The organism is Pasteurella testudinis DSM 23072 (assembly GCF_900176075.1).
In the GTDB taxonomy this organism is placed as follows: Bacteria; Pseudomonadota; Gammaproteobacteria; order Enterobacterales; family Pasteurellaceae; genus Chelonobacter; species Chelonobacter testudinis.
The window spans coordinates 56,288-74,331 of record NZ_FWWV01000001.1 but is presented as its reverse complement, the minus strand read 5'-3'; the positions used below and the strand labels follow the sequence as shown (position 1 = coordinate 74,331).

The 18,044-nt window shown below is 47.0% G+C and carries 16 protein-coding genes, 3 tRNA genes, 1 pseudogene and 1 other annotated feature; of the genes and pseudogenes, 4 read left to right on the top strand and 16 right to left on the bottom strand.

Features of this window, described 5'->3' with window-relative positions; all coding sequences use genetic code 11:
- Window positions 1-73: 73 nt before the first annotated feature.
- From B8880_RS00355 to B8880_RS00345, 3 genes are all read right to left on the bottom strand, one after another.
- The gene (locus tag B8880_RS00355; protein ID WP_084255199.1) at window positions 74-1,345 is read right to left on the bottom strand and encodes a NupC/NupG family nucleoside CNT transporter; all 1,272 of its coding nucleotides are present in this window, start codon (window positions 1,343-1,345) and stop codon (window positions 74-76) included.
- Between the two features lie 217 nt (window positions 1,346-1,562).
- Window positions 1,563-2,378, bottom strand: a complete 816-nt coding sequence (locus tag B8880_RS00350; RefSeq protein WP_084255197.1) for a 4Fe-4S cluster-binding domain-containing protein — start codon at window positions 2,376-2,378, stop codon at window positions 1,563-1,565.
- Window positions 2,368-3,906 carry a YjjI family glycine radical enzyme gene (locus B8880_RS00345; RefSeq protein ID WP_084255195.1) on the bottom strand — a complete coding sequence of 513 codons (1,539 nt, stop codon included), beginning with the start codon at window positions 3,904-3,906 and terminating at the stop codon, window positions 2,368-2,370. Before B8880_RS00345 ends, B8880_RS00350 begins: the two co-directional genes overlap by 11 nt.
- Before the next feature lie 246 nt (window positions 3,907-4,152).
- Between B8880_RS00345 and yczE the strand changes: the two genes are divergently transcribed.
- Entirely contained in the window at window positions 4,153-4,812 is a 660-nt protein-coding gene (gene yczE, locus B8880_RS00340; protein ID WP_244165579.1) for a membrane protein YczE, read from the top strand.
- 126 nt (window positions 4,813-4,938) lie between these two features.
- Here the strand turns inward: yczE and B8880_RS00335 are convergent.
- Window positions 4,939-5,014 (bottom strand) — tRNA-Ala (locus B8880_RS00335).
- Between the two features lie 122 nt (window positions 5,015-5,136).
- Window positions 5,137-6,582 carry a glutamate--tRNA ligase gene (gltX, locus tag B8880_RS00330; RefSeq protein WP_084255193.1) on the bottom strand — a complete coding sequence of 482 codons (1,446 nt, stop codon included), beginning with the start codon at window positions 6,580-6,582 and terminating at the stop codon, window positions 5,137-5,139.
- A gap of 177 nt (window positions 6,583-6,759) precedes the next feature.
- Between gltX and B8880_RS00325 the strand changes: the two genes are divergently transcribed.
- The 3 genes from B8880_RS00325 (at window position 6,760) to B8880_RS00315 (ending at window position 7,850) form a co-directional block, all read left to right on the top strand.
- Window positions 6,760-6,835, top strand: a tRNA-Val gene (locus B8880_RS00325).
- Window positions 6,836-6,878: 43 nt separating this feature from the next.
- Window positions 6,879-6,954: transfer RNA gene (locus tag B8880_RS00320), tRNA-Val, on the top strand.
- A gap of 104 nt (window positions 6,955-7,058) precedes the next feature.
- On the top strand, window positions 7,059-7,850 hold the full coding sequence (locus B8880_RS00315; protein ID WP_084255191.1) for a glycosyltransferase family 32 protein: 792 nt from the start codon (window positions 7,059-7,061) through the stop codon (window positions 7,848-7,850).
- A gap of 50 nt (window positions 7,851-7,900) precedes the next feature.
- Here the strand turns inward: B8880_RS00315 and hisIE are convergent, their stop codons facing one another.
- From hisIE to B8880_RS00260, 11 genes and pseudogenes are all read right to left on the bottom strand, one after another.
- Window positions 7,901-8,518, bottom strand: a complete 618-nt coding sequence (gene hisIE, locus B8880_RS00310) for a bifunctional phosphoribosyl-AMP cyclohydrolase/phosphoribosyl-ATP diphosphatase HisIE (RefSeq protein ID WP_418889038.1) — start codon at window positions 8,516-8,518, stop codon at window positions 7,901-7,903.
- 42 nt (window positions 8,519-8,560) lie between these two features.
- On the bottom strand, window positions 8,561-9,334 hold the full coding sequence (gene hisF / locus B8880_RS00305) for an imidazole glycerol phosphate synthase subunit HisF (protein WP_084255189.1): 774 nt from the start codon (window positions 9,332-9,334) through the stop codon (window positions 8,561-8,563).
- Window positions 9,316-10,065, bottom strand: coding sequence for a 1-(5-phosphoribosyl)-5-[(5-phosphoribosylamino)methylideneamino]imidazole-4-carboxamide isomerase (hisA, locus tag B8880_RS00300; protein ID WP_084255187.1), 750 nt, complete (start codon window positions 10,063-10,065; stop codon window positions 9,316-9,318). Before hisA ends, hisF begins: the two co-directional genes overlap by 19 nt.
- A 14-nt stretch (window positions 10,066-10,079) precedes the next feature.
- Window positions 10,080-10,922: pseudogene (locus B8880_RS00295) on the bottom strand (BRO-N domain-containing protein).
- A 115-nt stretch (window positions 10,923-11,037) separates the two neighbouring features.
- Entirely contained in the window at window positions 11,038-11,628 is a 591-nt protein-coding gene (hisH, locus tag B8880_RS00290) for an imidazole glycerol phosphate synthase subunit HisH (protein ID WP_084255185.1), read from the bottom strand.
- A gap of 4 nt (window positions 11,629-11,632) precedes the next feature.
- Window positions 11,633-12,736: a bifunctional histidinol-phosphatase/imidazoleglycerol-phosphate dehydratase HisB gene (gene hisB / locus B8880_RS00285; protein WP_084255183.1), complete on the bottom strand. Its 1,104-nt coding sequence runs from the start codon at window positions 12,734-12,736 to the stop codon at window positions 11,633-11,635.
- A gap of 10 nt (window positions 12,737-12,746) precedes the next feature.
- Complete coding sequence (gene hisC, locus B8880_RS00280) at window positions 12,747-13,811, bottom strand: histidinol-phosphate transaminase (RefSeq protein ID WP_084255181.1); 1,065 nt, start codon at window positions 13,809-13,811, stop codon at window positions 12,747-12,749.
- Window positions 13,812-13,823: 12 nt separating this feature from the next.
- On the bottom strand, window positions 13,824-15,110 hold the full coding sequence (gene hisD, locus B8880_RS00275) for a histidinol dehydrogenase (RefSeq protein ID WP_084255179.1): 1,287 nt from the start codon (window positions 15,108-15,110) through the stop codon (window positions 13,824-13,826).
- A gap of 49 nt (window positions 15,111-15,159) precedes the next feature.
- Window positions 15,160-16,059, bottom strand: a complete 900-nt coding sequence (hisG, locus tag B8880_RS00270; protein WP_084255177.1) for an ATP phosphoribosyltransferase — start codon at window positions 16,057-16,059, stop codon at window positions 15,160-15,162.
- A gap of 38 nt (window positions 16,060-16,097) precedes the next feature.
- Window positions 16,098-16,223 (bottom strand) — a sequence feature (His leader region).
- A 171-nt stretch (window positions 16,224-16,394) separates the two neighbouring features.
- The gene (locus tag B8880_RS00265) at window positions 16,395-16,877 is read right to left on the bottom strand and encodes an alpha-amylase family glycosyl hydrolase (RefSeq protein WP_244165578.1); all 483 of its coding nucleotides are present in this window, start codon (window positions 16,875-16,877) and stop codon (window positions 16,395-16,397) included.
- A 347-nt stretch (window positions 16,878-17,224) separates the two neighbouring features.
- Window positions 17,225-17,866, bottom strand: coding sequence for a TfoX/Sxy family DNA transformation protein (locus tag B8880_RS00260; protein ID WP_084255174.1), 642 nt, complete (start codon window positions 17,864-17,866; stop codon window positions 17,225-17,227).
- Between the last annotated feature and the right edge of the window lie 178 nt (window positions 17,867-18,044).

The following is an 18,044-nucleotide window of genomic DNA, read 5'->3' as shown; positions in this document are numbered from 1 at the left end:
AAACCACCCTGTCATCGAATGACAAACACCACGCCAAGCGTGGTGTTCAAGATTTAAACCAATAGAACGGTGGTTAGCCGATTAACGCCGCACCGGTTAAACCGATGAACAGACCTGCGATACAGGCGCTCATTAAATTCGATAATGAACCGGCAATAACCGCTTTAATCCCTAAACGTGCCACGTCGGAGCGACGGTTCGGTGCCATCGTTCCCAAGCCGCCGATTAAAACCGCAATCGAGCTGAAGTTGGCAAATCCGCACAGCGCAAATGTAATAATCGCTTTGGTTTTTTCATTCAGAACAACTGGTGTTTCAGGGCCTAAGTATTTGATAAAGTCCAAATAAGCCACAAATTCGTTAATCACCAGTTTTTGTCCGATCATCGAACCGGCAATATTCGCTTCAGCCCACGGCACGCCGATAACAAATGCCAACGGTTGGAAAACATAACCTAAAATGGCCTGCAACGTTAAATCCGGTTGTCCGAACCAGCCGCCGACGCCGCCGATAATACCGTTTAATAACGCGATTAATGCGACGAATGCCAATAACATCGCCCCGACGTTTAACGCCAGTTGCATACCGGAAGATGCTCCGGCTGCGGCTGCGTCCAACACATTCGCCGGCTTTTCTTCTACGGCGTCACGATCTAAATCGTCATGTGGCCGCTCGGTTTGCGGCAGCAAAATTTTTGCGAATAATAAGCCGCCCGGTGCCGCCATAAACGATGCTGCGATCAGATACGGTAACGGTACGCCCATTTGCGCATAACCGATCATCACCGAACCGGCAACGGAAGCCAGACCGCCGCACATGATGGCGAATAATTCCGATTCGGTCATTTTGGCGATATAAGGTTTCACAATTAACGGCGCTTCGGTCTGCCCTACAAAAATATTGGCCGCTGCCGACATGGATTCGGTTTTCGAGGTTTTCAACACCACTTGCAGGAAACCGCCGATAATTTTGATTACCCACTGCATAACGCCGATATAGTACAGCACAGAAATCAACGAGGCGAAGAAAACGATTGCCGGCAATACGCGCAAGGCAAACACAAAGCCGCCGCCGCCAAATACCTCGAACATTTTATCACTGACTAACCCGCCAAACAGAAAAGCTGCACCGTCATTACCATAGTTAATCACTTTTTGTACCGCTTCCGCCGCGGCTAACAATACATCACGGCCCGCCGGCACATAAAGAATCAACGCGCCGATTCCGATTTGAATCGCCAACGCGCCTAAAACGGTACGGTAATTGATTGCTTTACGGTTATTCGACAATAAAAACGCAATTGCCAAAAGCACAACAATACCAAGAATGCTCATCAATAAATCCATAGTTACCCCTAAAATAATATTTTTTAGAATTTTTTTACTATAAAAAACCACCTGCAATTTCTAGCAAACCAAAAAAACGTTTCGACAGAAAATTGAGTTTGCTCACTATACATCTTTTCAAAAAAAAATCTGAAAATAATTTCCAAAATGCGATCAAAATCAAGTTGTGAAAAAATAGCTGCTATTTTTTTGTATAAAAAACAGGCTTTCTGGTGATTTAATAAATAGTTAGCCTATTTTTTATCCCTTGCGATTCGGCGTAGTTCGCCAGTTTATCGACGTCCGCCACCTCGGGAACCAATGCACCGATTCCTTGCGGATCGCGCGTGCCTTTGGCATGCACCCGAATGAGTTTAAACAGGACTTCAGGGTGAGGCGCAAGTAACGGGGCAACCTTGTCAACCAACTGGTAAGGATCAAAAAAACCGTTGATCAACACCAACCGCACTTCTTCGATCTTCCCCAACGGCAATAAACGGCGCAGGTTTTCAAGATTGCGCTCCAAGTTAACATGCTTGATTCTTTGCGCTTCAATCAGTCTATCCGGTACTTTTCCCGATTGGTTACGCCGGTCAAAACACAAGGTTTGCAGCCCCAATCCGCTTCCTTTCAGATCAAACAGAAACTTATCCGTCACCTGAATCAATTCCTGCATGGCTTCAAATTCAAAAAAACCGCTGGAATCCAAATAACAAGTCAAGCCCAATTGCCGTAACGCATGAAATAACGGCACCAATTTACGGTGATGAATGGTCGGCTCGCCGCCGGAAACGGTAACGCCGCGAATAAACGGCATCGAAGCTTGCACCTGCTGATAAAGGTAGGCCAAGCTCACCGGCTTGCTGTCCGGCGTATATCTGGCAATGGTTTCCGGATTATGGCAATAGAGGCAGTTCAGTTTGCAACCTTGCAAAAAGAGACTGATTCGGTTGCCTGCGCCCTCGACATTGGAAAACGGAATAATGCGGTGCAGCGGCAGGGTTATGTCGTAAAGTGCGGTCGGCAAACCGCACTTTGTGTCGTCAAGCGGCATTGACATCGCCTTGATCACGCAGTTGGCGATCAAAAACCTGTGCGCATTCGTCCGTTCCCGAACCAAACCACGTCGTGTCGCGCAGCACCGCTTCGCCTTGACGGAAGCGCTCCACCTCGCTTTTCTTCACCAGATAACCGGTCACGCGAATCAAGTCGGTATTTTTAAGGTAGGTGGTGATATAGCGATATCCCAAAGCAAATGCGCCGTCAATGATATCGACCACCGCATCAAGATGATCAACATAGGTTTGATCAAACGCAAACAGATCGCCGGTGCCCGACGGGAAATATTGATGATAAGGCGCGGACTGTTTTAAGTGCGCCAGCAAGGTCGGTTCCTGCCCGACTTTGATTCGGTGCGCCGGCGTATTGGCGCGGTCTTCCTCATGGTTGCTGGCACCGACCTGCGCGTGTAATAAATAGTGATTATCGGTTCTTTCGGCGTAAACGCCTTGATGGCTATCATTGATCGTTTTCAATTTTTTCATGATTGCGGTTGCGATCTCCTCACCGCGCGCACTTTGCCCAAAGGTTTCGTTCAGCCCTTCCTGCTGCAAAAGATGATTGGTCGCGTCCGCCAGACCGACGATGGCAAACATACCGGTAAAATTCGTCCGTTTGATAAAGCCTTCTTTTTCTAAAAAGCTGCTGGTAAAGAAATTGCTTTGCTCCACGATAAAACGATGGCGTTTATCCATGGTGGAAAGCGCCAGTTTCGCCACTTTCGGCAATAATTGATCCACCATTTCCTCAACCGAAGCGCAAGCTCTGGCAATCGTGCCCAAGCGCAAACGGGTCAAGGTATAAGCGCCGCCACCTTCCGGCAAGGCGTTGTAGCAGCTGGCGACGCCGTATTCCCCCAGATCCGCCGTGTAATACGCATCGTTGGCGAAAGACGGTTTGGAAGCCAACAGACAGGCTTTCGCCGCCAATTCGGCAAACTCACGCGAGGTCTTATTTTTATCGTAACGAATCGTCATATTCGGCGTAGTGTTTTCCAACTCGATCACCGCCTGCAAAATCAAGCGGCCGGCACGGGTTTCATAAGGACCGATATTGGCATGGCAAAAAGAGTCCGGCACGGTTTTATCAATATGATTTAAAAAGCGTTTTATTTTGATATAATCTTGCGCTTCGTCGCTGATAAACGGCTCTAACAGACAGTCCAAGCGCCCGATATAAACCGGAAATGTGGTAATCGAAGGAACATGGGAATAAAGAATCAGCAACCCGTCCAGCACCTCGTCCAGCGTTTGCGGCGCAGGCAGATCGAGAAATCGGCAGCCGTTTTTAATATAAACCGAATAATCCGGCAAAATATAGCGGGGACGGTAAACGGCATATCCCTCGTTTAAATCGCAAATCATTTGATTTTCCAGATAGTGCCACTCGTCTTCGCTGTATCCCAACAGCTCGCGCGGATCAAACAGCCGTTCCGCAATATTGCCCAATGTCATCAGTTTTTGCTGATAAGTTAAATTTTCAGCCTTAACGGTATCCAAAATATCTTGTAATGTCGCCAGCATAACACGCTCCCGATTCCTGCTTTACATATTAGAAAAGATTAGCCATAGTATGAAATTAAGTGCTTACCCGCAAGGTTGAAAGCGTGATCATGGTCAAGAAATCCTTATAAAATAAAGACAATTCCCCATACTCGCCGCATAATGAACAAGGCCTGTCATGAATATATCTCATATGAAAAAGTTATTTCACAGTTTATGCGCAAGCCCCTTAGAATACATAATAATACTTTTGGCGATAGGACAGCGATGAACAGCGAAACCCTGAAAAAACAGTACACGGTTTTACCAAAAACCGAATGGAGCGCCAATCGGCTGTGGGAAGTGAAATTCCACAGTTTCGTGCCGCTGTGTCTCTCGCTGCTGCTGTTCGGGCTCGGCGAAGGCTTTCTGTTGACCTCCGATCTCGGCTCGGCACCGTGGACGATTTTGTCACAAGGTATCGCACTACAAACCGGCATCAGTGTCGGTTTTGCCTCGTTTATCGTCAGTTGTCTGGTTATGTTGTGCTGGCTGCCGCTACGCCTGAAAATCGGCTTAGGTACGATTTTAAACATTATTTTGATTGCGCTGGCGCTCGACATCAGCGCCGGAACAATGCAAACGCCGGCAACCGCACTTGGCCAAGTCGGCTATGCCGTGATCGGCATTCTCTTGATGGGAATCGGCTCGGCGTTTTACCTCACCTGCCATATGGGCGCCGGTCCGCGCGACGGCTTAATGGTCGGACTTTGCCAGCGCTTTAAATTAAAAGTCGGCTTGGTGCGCACCGTAATGGAAAGCAGCGTCGCCCTGATTGGCTTTCTGCTCGGCGGCACGCTCGGCTTCGCCACTCTATTATTTGCTTTTTCGATCGGCTGGGTGATTCAACTGACGTTATACTGTTTTACCGCTTATCTGAAAAAATAACGTAAACATATAAGTACCGCCGAATTAAAAACAAATATACGCCCGAAATAGACCAAAGTGCGGTTATTCAAATAAAACACCGAAACAGATTTTTTGAAAAAAGAGTATGAATCTCAAGAAGTTATTTGGTGGAGATAGACGGGATCGAACCGACGACCTCTTGCATGCCATGCAAGCGCTCTCCCAACTGAGCTATATCCCCATTTTAGAATGGATTTGATGAGCTGTTCATCAAAGTGCGGCTATATTAATAACCGCACTTGCATCTGTCAATCTGATTTATCGGCTTTATGGTTTAAATGCCTAAAATTAAATCAGTTGTGTTTAAACGGCGTGAATGCTTTGGATAAATTCAATCGCTTTTTGAATCCGAGCCAAGCTGCGTTCTCGCCCGATTCCGACTAACGTGACATCTAAAGACGGCGATTGTCCGCTGCCGGTCACGGCGACACGCAACGGCATGCCGACTTTGCCCATGCCGATTTCCAGTTCCGCCGCCGTTTGTTCGATCGCTTGATGAATATCATGCGCATTCCAATCACTAAGTGCGGTCAGTTTTTGCAATACAAGGCTGAGCGGCTCAACGGTTGCCGCTTTAAAGTGTTTCTTGACCGCACTTTCGTCAAATTCACTAAAATCTTCAAAGAAATAACGACTGGCTGCTGCCATTTCGTTCAGTGTTTTGCAGCGTTCTGCCAACATTTGCACGATTTCCGTCAAGGCCGGTCCGTTACTGATGTCGATATTTTGATTTTGCATATGCCATTGTAAATAGCCTGCGACCTTTTCCGCCGGTAATTCGCGGATATAGTGGTGGTTCAACCATAACAGCTTATCATGATTAAATGCGCTGGCAGAGCGGCTGACCGAGTGCAGATCAAACAGATTAATCATCTCTTCGCGGCTGAACACTTCCTGATCGCCGTGCCCCCAGCCCAAACGCACCAGATAATTGTTCAACGCTTCCGGCAAATAGCCTTTATCACGATATTCCATCACGCTGACCGCACCGTGACGCTTAGACAGTTTTTGCCCGTCATCACCCAAAATCATCGACACATGGGCATAAACCGGCACCGGCGCACCCAGCGCTTTTAAGATATTGATTTGACGCGGAGTGTTGTTGATATGGTCTTCGCCACGCACCACATGGGTAATACCCATATCCCAATCGTCCACCACCACACAGAAGTTATAGGTCGGCGAACCGTCGGTACGGCGGATAATCAAATCGTCCAGTTCCTGATTGCTGATTTCGATTTTGCCCCGCACCGCATCGTCAAACACGACCGTTCCTTCGGTCGGATTTTTAAAACGTACCACATGCGGTTCGTTTTGCTGATGGGCGTGATCGTGCAGACAGTGGCGATCGTAACGCGGTTTCTCTTTGTTTTGCTCTTGCTGTTCACGCAAGGTTTCCAACCGCTCTTTGCTGCAATAACAACGGTATGCCAACCCCTGCACCAACATTTGGTCAATCACTTGATTATAGCGGTCAAAGCGTTTGGTTTGATAATACGGCCCGTGTTCCCAATTTAAATCCAACCATTCCATCGCTTCCAGAATCGCATCGGTGGCGGCTTGGGTTGAGCGTTCCAAATCGGTGTCTTCAATCCGTAATACAAATTCGCCTTGATTGTGGCGGGCATACAGCCAAGAGTAAAGTGCGGTACGCGCACCGCCGACATGCAAAAAGCCGGTCGGGCTCGGGGCAAAACGGGTTCTGACGTTGACATCGGGATTAAACTTGAAAAGTGGTTGAATATCCATTGGTTGACCTTGTAAATTCGCTGATAAAAATAAAACATCAGTTATTGTACTATGACTGACGGCTATTGATAGATAAAATTGATCTTATATGTTTATTTTTACGACAATTGGCGAGAAAAGTGTAAAAAATCGTTGACTGAAATGCAACACCAATTATAATGCTCGCTCACAACAAACGGGCGATTAGCTCAGTTGGGAGAGCACCTCCCTTACAAGGAGGGGGTCACTGGTTCGAGACCGGTATCGCCCACCACTTCCGCGCAAACTTATCCCATGATTTTAAGGTAATCTTAAGTGGGCGATTAGCTCAGTTGGGAGAGCACCTCCCTTACAAGGAGGGGGTCACTGGTTCGAGACCGGTATCGCCCACCACTTCTTTTTCTCTTCAAATTCCTCTTGAGATTCTAACGATTTGCACTTAATTTGTGTTATATTGCGTGTGCATTTACGCACGCTAAATATTGTCAGGTGAATTAATGGAATATAATAAAATCAAATACAAAACAGCCATTCTGATCGTCAACCGCTGCAGCAGATTGCTGGGGAATATCATGAAGACCCTGTGCTATCCGTTTCATGCCCTTTTCCCTAAAAAACGTTTTACCATTCCGGCATTCAGTCCGGCAAAAGTACAATCGAATACGCCGACCAAAATCAATAAAACCATTTGGCAGACAAATTACACTAATCATGTCAGCCTACCAGTTTATCTAAATTACTTGTTCAATCGTTTAATGTCGCTCAGCTATGACTACCGCTATGTCAGCACCGAAGAGCGGGTTGAATTTATTCGTGAAAATGCCGATGAGCGCATGTTTGCCGCTTACAGCAAACTCACTGACGGCGCAGCCCAAGCCGATTTTTGGCGTTTATTGGTGTTGTATAAGCAAGGCGGAATTTATATGGATATTGACGGGCAACTGGTGTGGCCGTTAGCCAACATGATTGGCGCGGAAGATAATGAAGTATTGGTCTATCGCAAAGGCCGCTATAACAACTATTTTATCGCCTGTGCCAAAGGCAATCCGATTTTAAAAGATACTCTAGATCTGATTGTGGACAATATTGAACAGCGTCGAATTGAACACGGCGTTTATAATCTGACCGGACCGGTGCCGTTTAATACCGCCATCGGCGATAGAAAAATGAGTGTCCGTCCGGAAAAATTGACCGCGATTCAAGGCAGTTTTACCAATGAATATTTTCAATATATTGATAAAAAACGCGGTAAATGGACGCACGCCAAAAAAGAGGATTTACTGAAATAAGAGGAATAAAAAAGTCTGACATTAAGTCAGACTTTTTTTGTTATGTTGCCTTATTTTGCATGCCGCTCTTTCAACTTGCCAATCACGTCCGCCCAAGACAGCTCAGCATCTTGCAATAGCACGGTTAAGTGATAGGCTAAATCCGCCGCTTCGCAAATGGTTTCATTGCGATCTTTCACTGTCGCGGCAAGTGCGGTTTCAACCCCTTCTTCTCCCACTTTTTGCGCAATGCGTTTAGTGCCGCGTGAATAGAGGTGCGCAGTATAAGAACTGTCCGGATCTGCACCTTTGCGTTCGGCAATTAAACGTTCTAATTTACTAAAGAAAATCCAATCCGGCTGGTTTTTGTCCGTAAACTGATGGAAACAACTTTCCGCGCCGGTGTGGCAGGTTTCGCCAATCGGATTGGCTAAAATCAATAAGGTATCGTTATCGCAATCCAAGCTCATATCAACAACATTTAAGAAGTTACCCGACGTTTCGCCCTTGGTCCATAAGCGTTGCTTGGTGCGTGAGAAAAATGTTACCTTACTTTCAGTTACGGTTTTTTCCAGTGCCTCTAGGTTCATATAGCCAAGCATTAATACTTCGCAAGTTACGGCATTTTGCACGATCACCGGCAGTAAGTTATCGACTTTTTGCCAGTCAATTTTTTGCATATCTAACATATTTTGTCCTATTTATTCCGTTGTTACTCTTCGCCAAGAGAATTAACGGCGCACTTCCACCCCTTGCGCTGCAAGGTAAGTTTTTAATTCGCCGATATTGATAATTTGCTTATGAAACACGCTCGCTGCCAGTGCACCGTCCACGTTTGCCTGCACAAAAGCGTCACGGAAATGCACCATTTCGCCCGCACCGCCCGAAGCAATCAATGGCACATGGCACACTGCCCGCACCGCACTGAGCTGAGTTAAATCATAGCCTTGGCGTACACCGTCTTGGTTCATCATATTCAATACGATTTCGCCAGCACCACGTTTTTGCACCTCTTGCACCCAATCCAGCAACTGCCAGTTGGTTTGACGCGTACGGCTTTCATCGCCAGTATATTGATTGACCCAATATTTACCGCTGCTTTGCTCGAACCAGCTGTCAATGCCGACCACAATCGCCTGCACACCGAACCGATCCGCCAGACGGGAAATCAAATCCGGATCAGCCAACGCAGGGGAGTTGATGGAAATTTTATCCGCACCGAAAGCGAACAGCTTTTCGGCATCGTCGATGGTCTTAATTCCACCGGCAACACAAAACGGAATATCGATCACTTCTGCTACCCGCTCGACCCAGCTTTTATCCACCGTGCGCCCATCTGACGAAGCGGTGATATCATAAAAAACCAGTTCATCGGCACTCTCATCGGCATAGCGTTTTGCCAGCGGCACGATATCGCCGATAATTTCGTGGTTGCGAAATTGTACGCCTTTCACCACCTGCCCGTCACGTACGTCCAAACAAGGAATTATCCGTTTTGCCAGCATTCGATTGCCTCCGCTACATTAAATTTGCCTTCTAATAAAGCACGCCCGATAATCACCCCGGCTACGCCCGTGCCTTTCAACGCTGCCACATCGGCAAGCGAACCGATACCGCCGGAGGATTGGAACTGAATTGTCGGATATTTCGTACAGATTTCACGGTATAAATCCACGTTTGAGCCTGCTAATGTGCCGTCACGAGAAATATCGGTGCATAAAACGTGTTGTAAACCGACTGATTGGTAATCTTCAATCAGCTCCTCAAGCGACACGCCGCTCGCTTCCTGCCAACCGCTGATGGCAATAATTTTCTCACCGTTGGCAGCAATATTCACATCTAAGGCAAGCACAAATTTCTCTGCACCGTATTTTGCAAACCAGCCTTTCACCATGTTGCGTTCTTTCACCGCCGTTGAGCCAATCACCACCCGATTCGCCCCCACCGCCAATAAATCGGCGACGTCTTTTTCAGAGCGAATTCCACCGCCTACTTGCACCGGACAATTTGTCGCTTTAATAATCTCGCCAATCAAGGCGGTTTGACGTTTATTCGGATCTTTCGCCCCGGTCAGATCCACCAAATGCAACTGCTCCGCCCCTTGCGCCACATAATCGGCAAAAAGTGCGGTCGGATTGGACGAATAGTTGGTCTGCTTGCCATAATCACCTTGATGCAAACGCACCACTTGACCGTCGATCAAATCAAGTGCCGGAATAATAATGGATTTTTTCATTTGAACGATATTTCCTATTTTTTATTAATATTGGCGATATTGCTAATTAATTCTGCAAAATCAACCGCTGTTTTTTGCGTGATCACGGGCTTTCCAGTCTCTTGCTCTAAACTCTCTCGTGCAACTTTTGCGACATTCCCACCGCGTTTTGCGACTTGGAGATTTTCATCAAGCCCTTGCGGATTTGTCATTTGGGTAATATCTTTGGTTGCCGCTTCTGCTAACATATTCAGTACTAATTCCGTCGTGGACATATTGTCACGTAAACTTTCCTTTTTTAACCCTTTGAACGATTTATATTCACGTGCCGTCATGCCGCTCCATGCTTGCGTAATCTCGTTGGTCAAAATAGCAAATTCACGCCCTTGTTCCACTCCGTGATCCTACCAAGCATCGGTCAGCTCTTTTCTGACTTGAATCGCCTGTAAGCGCTGATTAATCCATTCACGGGAATATCCTTTTTTAGCATAGGTTTCCAGTGCGCGATCAATCGTTAATTCAGGATCGATAATTTCATCGATCCGTTCTTTTCCTACTTCCGCCAACCACATTTTAAACGGCTCAGCTTTGGGAGACGGAATAGATTGAATAATGCGGAAAATGCCTTGTGTATCAGCCACATCAGTTTCTCGCATTTTTCCATCGGCAGCTTGTAATTTCAACTGTCGACAAATTGTCGACAGTTCGGATTTCTCTTCATCGGACATCCGTTTTTTAACACGATACCAATAATCTCTCGGATTAGGGCTCTCAGTCAGCGCTGCAACCATATCCACAACACTAAAAAACCATTCCTCTTTTTCATCGTTCCAAACGGAACGAATTTGGCTATTTTCAAACAATTTAATCTCACTCATCGCCTTTCCCTCCAAACAAAATAACTGTAATTATATACAGTATTTTATTCATATGAAACAGCATATCCGCATTTCTGGAACAGGGATCGCAAATGTGAGCAAACCAACCGCACTTTTATATTTTCTCCACAAAATTCTTCAACAACTGCGCCCCAGCCTTGCCGGAACGTTCAGGATGAAACTGCACGCCGTAGAAATTTTTGTAGCCCAGCGCAGCGGAGAACGGTACACCGTAGTTGCAGCTGGCAATGGTGTTTTCGTTGGGTAATACCGCATAGCTATGCACAAAATAAAAATGGCTGTCTTGTTCAATATCTGCAAACAGCGGATGATCCGCTTGATACCGCACTTGGTTCCAACCCATATGCGGCAACGGTAAGCCAGTATCCGGGATCAAATCCGTATGTCCCGACATCAAATTCAAGGTGGCTAAATTGCCTTCTGCTGAAAATTCGGTCATCAACTGCATGCCTAAACAGATGCCAAGAACCGGCTGTGTTAGCTGACGGATCGTTTCGATTAAATTGCGATCGGTGAGGTTTTTTATCGCTGCTGCCGCTGTGCCAACTCCAGGGAGGAGCAACTTATCCGCTTGCTGAATCTGATTTAGATCTCGGCTGATTTTCGCCTGATAGCCCAAACGATCAAAGGCGAATTTTACCGATGATAAATTGGCACAGCCGGTGTCGATAATTACAATATTCATCCTCTTACAACACCCCTTTCGAGCTCGGCAACTGGTCGCTTTCAATTCGAATCGCTTGGCGTAAGGTGCGCCCGAAGGCTTTGAAAATCGCTTCCACTTGGTGGTGGGCGTTTTTGCCTTTGACGCTGATATGCAATGTGCACGCCAGTGCGTAGGAGAGCGACATAAAGAAATGTTCCGCCATTTCGGTGCTGAAATCGCCCACTTTGTCGCGGGTGAATTTGGCTTTGAATTTCAGGTACGGGCGGCCGGACAAGTCCATCGCGCATTCCGCTTTGCATTCGTCCATCGGCAACACAAAGCCGAAACGGGCGATGCCGCGTTTGTTGCCTAAGGCTTGTTTTAACGCTTCGCCAAGGGCAAGTGCGGTATCTTCGATGGTGTGGTGATCGTCGATATGCAGATCGCCGTCCACCGTCACTTTCATGCGGAAACCGCCGTGGGTAGCGATTTGATCGAGCATGTGATCAAAAAAGCCTAAACCGGTTTTGATTTCGTTCATGCCTTGCTCGTCCAACCACACTTCCACCCGAATATCAGTCTCTTTGGTGGTGCGCACCACCGCCGCATGGCGCGGTTTGAAACCGGATTTGCGCACACGTTTTGCCAGAATTTTTTCGGCGATCAGATCCCAATTCAACTTTTCAGGGTGATACTGCAAGCCGGCAATACCCAAATTATCCGCCAGTTGCATATCAGTGGAGCGGTCGCCGATCACATAGCTGTGTTTCGGATCGAACAGCCCTTTATTGATATATTTTTTCATCAAACCGAGTTTCGGTTTACGACAGGCGCAGTTGTCTTCCGGACGGTGCGGACAAATCAGCACTTCATCAAACTCAATTCCCTGCGAGCGGAACAGTTCCATCATCGCATTGTGCGGTTTGTCAAAATCAGCTTGCGGCAGCGATTCCGTACCTAAACCGTCCTGATTGCTGACCATCACAAACCGAAAACCTTTGTCACGCAGTTTCAGCAGTGCCGGAATCACATTCGGCTCGAATTTCAGCTTTTCCAACGTATCAATTTGGAAATCGGTTTTCGGCTCGTCAATCAAAGTGCCGTCGCGGTCGATAAACAGAATTTTTTGTGGAGTGGTTTGTGTCATGATGTTGTCCTTATTTTGCGGAAATCGCTCGAACCGCCTCAATTACGCGGCGGTTTTCTTGTTCTGAACCAATGGTAATCCGAATGCAGTTGCTTAAGCCGAGAGCCTTGTTTTGATCGCGTAAGATAATACCCTGATCCCATAAGGTGTTAAACACGTTTGTTCCGTTTTGGAATTTGACCAAAATATAGTTCGCTTCACTAGAGAAAATTTGCTCCACTATCGGCAGCGGTTGCAGTTCGTTGATGAGCCAAGTGCGGTATTGCAACACTTCCTCCGCCCGATTGTGCATGGCTGCCAAACCGTTGCTGTCCAGCGCCTGACACGCCAGATCGGAAACCGGTACGGGAATCGGATAAGGGGCGATCACCTTTTGCAACACGTTGATTAATTCGGGATTTGCTAAGGTGAAACCGCAGCGCAAACCGGCGAGGGCAAAGGCTTTCGACAAGGTGCGGATAATCGCCAAGTGCGGGTAATTCGCCAGTTCGTTTGCCATCGTCGCCTGCGGGCAAAATTCGATATAGGCTTCATCGACCACCACAATCGCGCGATCGCGGGTCATTTCCAATAATGCCACGAGATCCGCGCGCTTGAGCAGGTTGCCGGTCGGGTTGTTCGGACTGCAAACAAAGACCACTTTTACGCCTTCCAAATTTTTTTCAATTTCCGCCAAATTCAATTGGAAATCGGCAGTCAGCGGCACGGTTTTGCTTTGAATGCCGCAAGTTTCGGCGCTGACGGCGTACATGCCGTAAGTCGGCGGACAGTATAAAATCGTATCTTGTTCCGGTTCGCAAAAAGCGCGAATCAATAATTCAATGCCTTCGTCACCGCCACGACTGACCAACACATTCTCTGCTTTTACACCGGCATAAGCGGCATAGTGTTCGATTAGTTTTTGCGGCTGTGCTTCGGGATAACGGTTGAAAGTGCGGTTTTGCAGATTAAGATCGGGCGAGGTCGCATATTCATTGGCGTTTAGCCACACATCACCTTTACCGCCCAAACGGCGTGCCGACTGATACGGCGTTAAGGCTTGAATATTTTTGCGTGAAAGTTGTGAAATCGTCATGGTGTTTTCCTCTTATCCCATCTTCGCCAAGCGGATACTGACCGCTTGTTTGTGTGCGTCCAGTTGTTCGGCACTTGCCATCAATTCTACCGTACGCGCCAGATCTTTAAAGCCTTGCGGCGTTAATTCTTGCACCGTCATGCGTTTACTGAAATCCGCCAAGCCCAAACTGGAATAAGTGCGGGTGTAACCGTAGGTCGGCAAAACATGGTTGGTTCCGCTGGCGTAATCGCCCATGCTTTCAGGAGAATACGCGCCCAAGAAAATCGAACCGGCATTATCCAGTTCAGGCAATAAATCACGGGCGTTTTCCACTTGCACCACCAAATGCTCTGGGGCATATTCATTGCTGATCGCCACACACTGCGCCAAATCGGCGGCGATAAAAATGCGGCTGTGGCTCAAGGCTTTGCGCGCCGTTTCAGCGCGTGGCAATTGTGCCAATTGACGCTCAATCGCCTGTTCGACCGCTTGTGCCAGTGCTTGGCTCGGCGTAACCAAAATCACTTGGCTATCCGCGCCGTGTTCAGCCTGTGACAATAAATCACTGGCGACAAAATCCGGATCAGCGAATTCGTCCGCCAGCACCAGCACTTCCGACGGGCCGGCAGGCATATCAATTGCTGCGCCGTTAATGCTTTGGCTGGCTTGGCGCTTGGCTTCGGTCACAAAAGCATTGCCCGGTCCGAAAATTTTATCCACTTTAGCCACAGTTTGCGTGCCGAACGCCATTGCCGCAACCGCTTGCGCACCACCGACCGCATAAATAGTTTCCACGCCGCATAAATCGGCGGCATACAGAATTTCATCAGCAATCGGCGGAGGCGAACACAGTACCACTTTTTTGCAGCCTGCGATTTGCGCCGGAATCGCCAACATCAACACCGTTGAAAAGAGCGGTGCCGAGCCGCCGGGAATATATAAACCGACCCGATTGATCGGACGGGTCAACACTTGGCAGCGCACGCCGGCTTGGGTTTCCAAATCGACCGCTTGCGGTTGCTGCGCTTGGTGAAAGACGGTGATATTGCGCTTGGCATTTTGAATCGCCTGTTTCAGCTCGTCGGGAATGCGCGCGGCGGCTTGTTCGATTTGTTGTTTCGACACCACCAGACTGTCCAATTTCACTTTGTCGAATTTTTCACTCAACGCAAATAATGCACTGTCGCCGTCGCGCTTCACTAAATTGACGATATTTTCCACCGCACGTTTAATTTCATCGGAGGCCGAAATCGCCGGACGGGTCAGCGCCTGCTGTTTTTCATTCTCGTTCAGTTCATTCCAAATCAGGGTTTTCATATTTTATCTCTTCTATTATATATTCGATGATATGCGCTAAAGTGCGGTTTTAGCCCATCATTTTCTCAATCGGCAGCACCAAAATCGAGCTGGCACCAACCGCTTTCAGTTCTTCCATGGTTTCCCAGAACAGGTTTTCCTGACTGACCACATGCATTGCCACTTTGTCGTCATCGTGCGCCAATGGCAGAATGGTCGGGTGTTCCACGCCAGGTAAAAGTGCGGTAATTTCATCGAGTTTGTCTTTCGGCGCATGCAGCATGATATATTTGCTTTCGCTGGCTTGCTGCACCCCTTGGATACGGGTCAGCAGTTTGTCCACCAGCGCTTGTTTTTCATCGCTCAACTCAGCGGCGCGCTGGATTAAACAGGCTTTGGATTGATAAATAATTTCCACTTCGCGCAAACCGTTGGCTTCAAGCGTCGCCCCTGACGACACCAAATCGCAGATCGCTGTGGCTAAACCGGCAGTCGGTGCCACTTCGACCGAACCGGTCAATAGACAGTTTTTAAACGGCACGCCCTCTTCCTGCATATAGCGTTTTAACAAGTTTGGATAAGAGGTGGCGATACGGGCATCTTTCAAATCTTGCACGCCGTTGTAAGCAATATCGCGCGGAATCGCCAACGAAAGGCGGCAACCGCCGAATTCGAGGCGTTTCAGCATTTTATATTGCACGTCATCACCGGCGGACAAACGCCCCAACTCCTCTTCCTCCAGCACGTTTTCGCCGATAATCCCCAAATCGACCACGCCGTCAAACACCAAGCCCGGAATATCGTCGTCACGCACGCGCAGAATATCAATCGGCATATTTTCCGAATAGGCTATCAAACGCTGCTCATTCCAATTGATTTTCACCCCACACTGTTTCAGCAGCTCTTGCGACTCTTTGCTCAAACGACCGGATTTTTGCATGGCAATGCGTAAACGTTTTTTATCCAACATAGTCAATCCTTAAATTATTTAATTTTAAAACGGTTAAAAAAATAAACCCCTCGAAAGTTTCCTTCCGAGGGGTCGTTATTACTTTATCGTACTTGACTCGGAAGAGGTTGATCTTCCAAGCAACACCAAACGCCTGAAAGAAAAATCAGGTATGGTGGTGGTGAGTTGCAGTACGAGTCAAATTCATGTTGATATCCTTAAAAATCGGTTGCATTTAAAATACTGAATCCGTTTTTATTATGCAAGTATTATTTTTGCTAATTGGCGATATTTCTTCCAAGCCTATCCCAAAACAATAGGTTAACGCGAATAATCTAAAACCGCACTTGCAGCAATTATGCTTGCAATAGATAAACCGCCTGATAAGGCGCCAACTCTATTTTATCCTGCGGCAATAGCGCTTGCGGATAGTTGTTGAGCAGGGATTTCCATTCGCCGCCGGTTTGTGTCGGGCGTGCGATTGTTTGTGTTTGGCCGCTCAAATTTGCCAGCACCCATAGTTTCTGTTTGCCGTTATCACGCAGATAGCTCCAAACCGACGGGTGTTCGGGCAATAAATCTTGGTAGTTGCCGTCGGTCAGTAACGGTAACGATTTGCGCAATTCAATCAATTTTTTATAACAATAGAATACCGAGCCGCGATCGTTGACCGCACTTTCGGCATTGATCTCCGGATAGTTTTGCGCCACTCCAATCCATGGCTCGCCGCTGCTGAAACCGGCATGCGGTTGGCTGTTCCACTGCTTCGGCGTGCGGCTGTTGTCACGGGATTTCTGCGCTAAAATTTTCAGCACCAACGCCAACATTTTTGTCGACACCGTGCGAAGTGCGGTTTCATCACTGCTTTCACCGCGATCGCATCACCCAACAACCACAGGAAATCATAAACCGTTTTCTACATCTCCGATCATATTGCGGAAGCCCAAAATCAAACCACCGCCGACCAATTCAATCAAGCGCGTCACATTTTTCGCATCCAGCTTCTTTGCCATAATATTTATCCTTGCAGAGGGTTTTTTAAATTCTGCACGCATTTTAATCCTGTTTATTTCCTTATCAATGGGAACGTTCCCGACTAGTGTTCAAGATCACAAATTGGAAGAGATTTGTGATCTTGGGATAAAAGTGCGGTATGTATTTGGCTTACTTGACAATTAACCGAGCGTTATTGTTTTACTTTTTCAGGGCGTAATCCTGCCTTACGCAAATAGTGATTTAGCTTTTCCAACGCCTTGGCTTTTTGCTCCGGCGGCAGCAGGGAAACATGGATATTTTGGAGTGCGGCGACCAAATTCCAGTAAAAATCCAAATTAATTGAAAAGCCGTGTTTTTTGGCAATTGTATACGCTTTTTCCGCACCTGCCCGACGCAGTTGGGCGACATTGATAATATTGATTTTTATTAATAACCGTTCGTGCTTAATGCTGAGATTCGGCAATTCTTTGATGCGGGTTTTCTTGGCGAGTTGAAAATCAATTTTTTGCTGCTTGACCTGCTCTATTGAGCGTAACAGAAATTCACGGTACAACGTATCATTGTTGCTGATCTCGCACGGCAAACGGTAATAACGGGATAAAGACAGCGCGTTATTATCGCTGGGAATACAAGGCACTGCCCCTTGTTTTTCCAGCAAACGGGCGAGATCCCCTTCCGCACGCAGATAAAATATACCGTATTGTTGAATACCGAACAGATGATTATTTTGGTAAAATCCGTAACCGGAAAACAGGCTGCTTGTTGTAACGTCATCAAGTAACCGATCCAGCTGTTTACGAACCCAATAAGTATGTTGTTGTACACTTCTCATAAGTAAACTTACTCCATGTAAAGCCAAGGTTAAGTGTACAAATATATTAATTTACAATTTAACAGCTTGAGTTAGATAAATATTTTTTTTGTGATATGGATTCCTAAATTAATTATTTAATGCTTAATTTTTATCTTTTTTTATAATCAAGTGGAGTTTTATCGCATTAAAGCGGAAA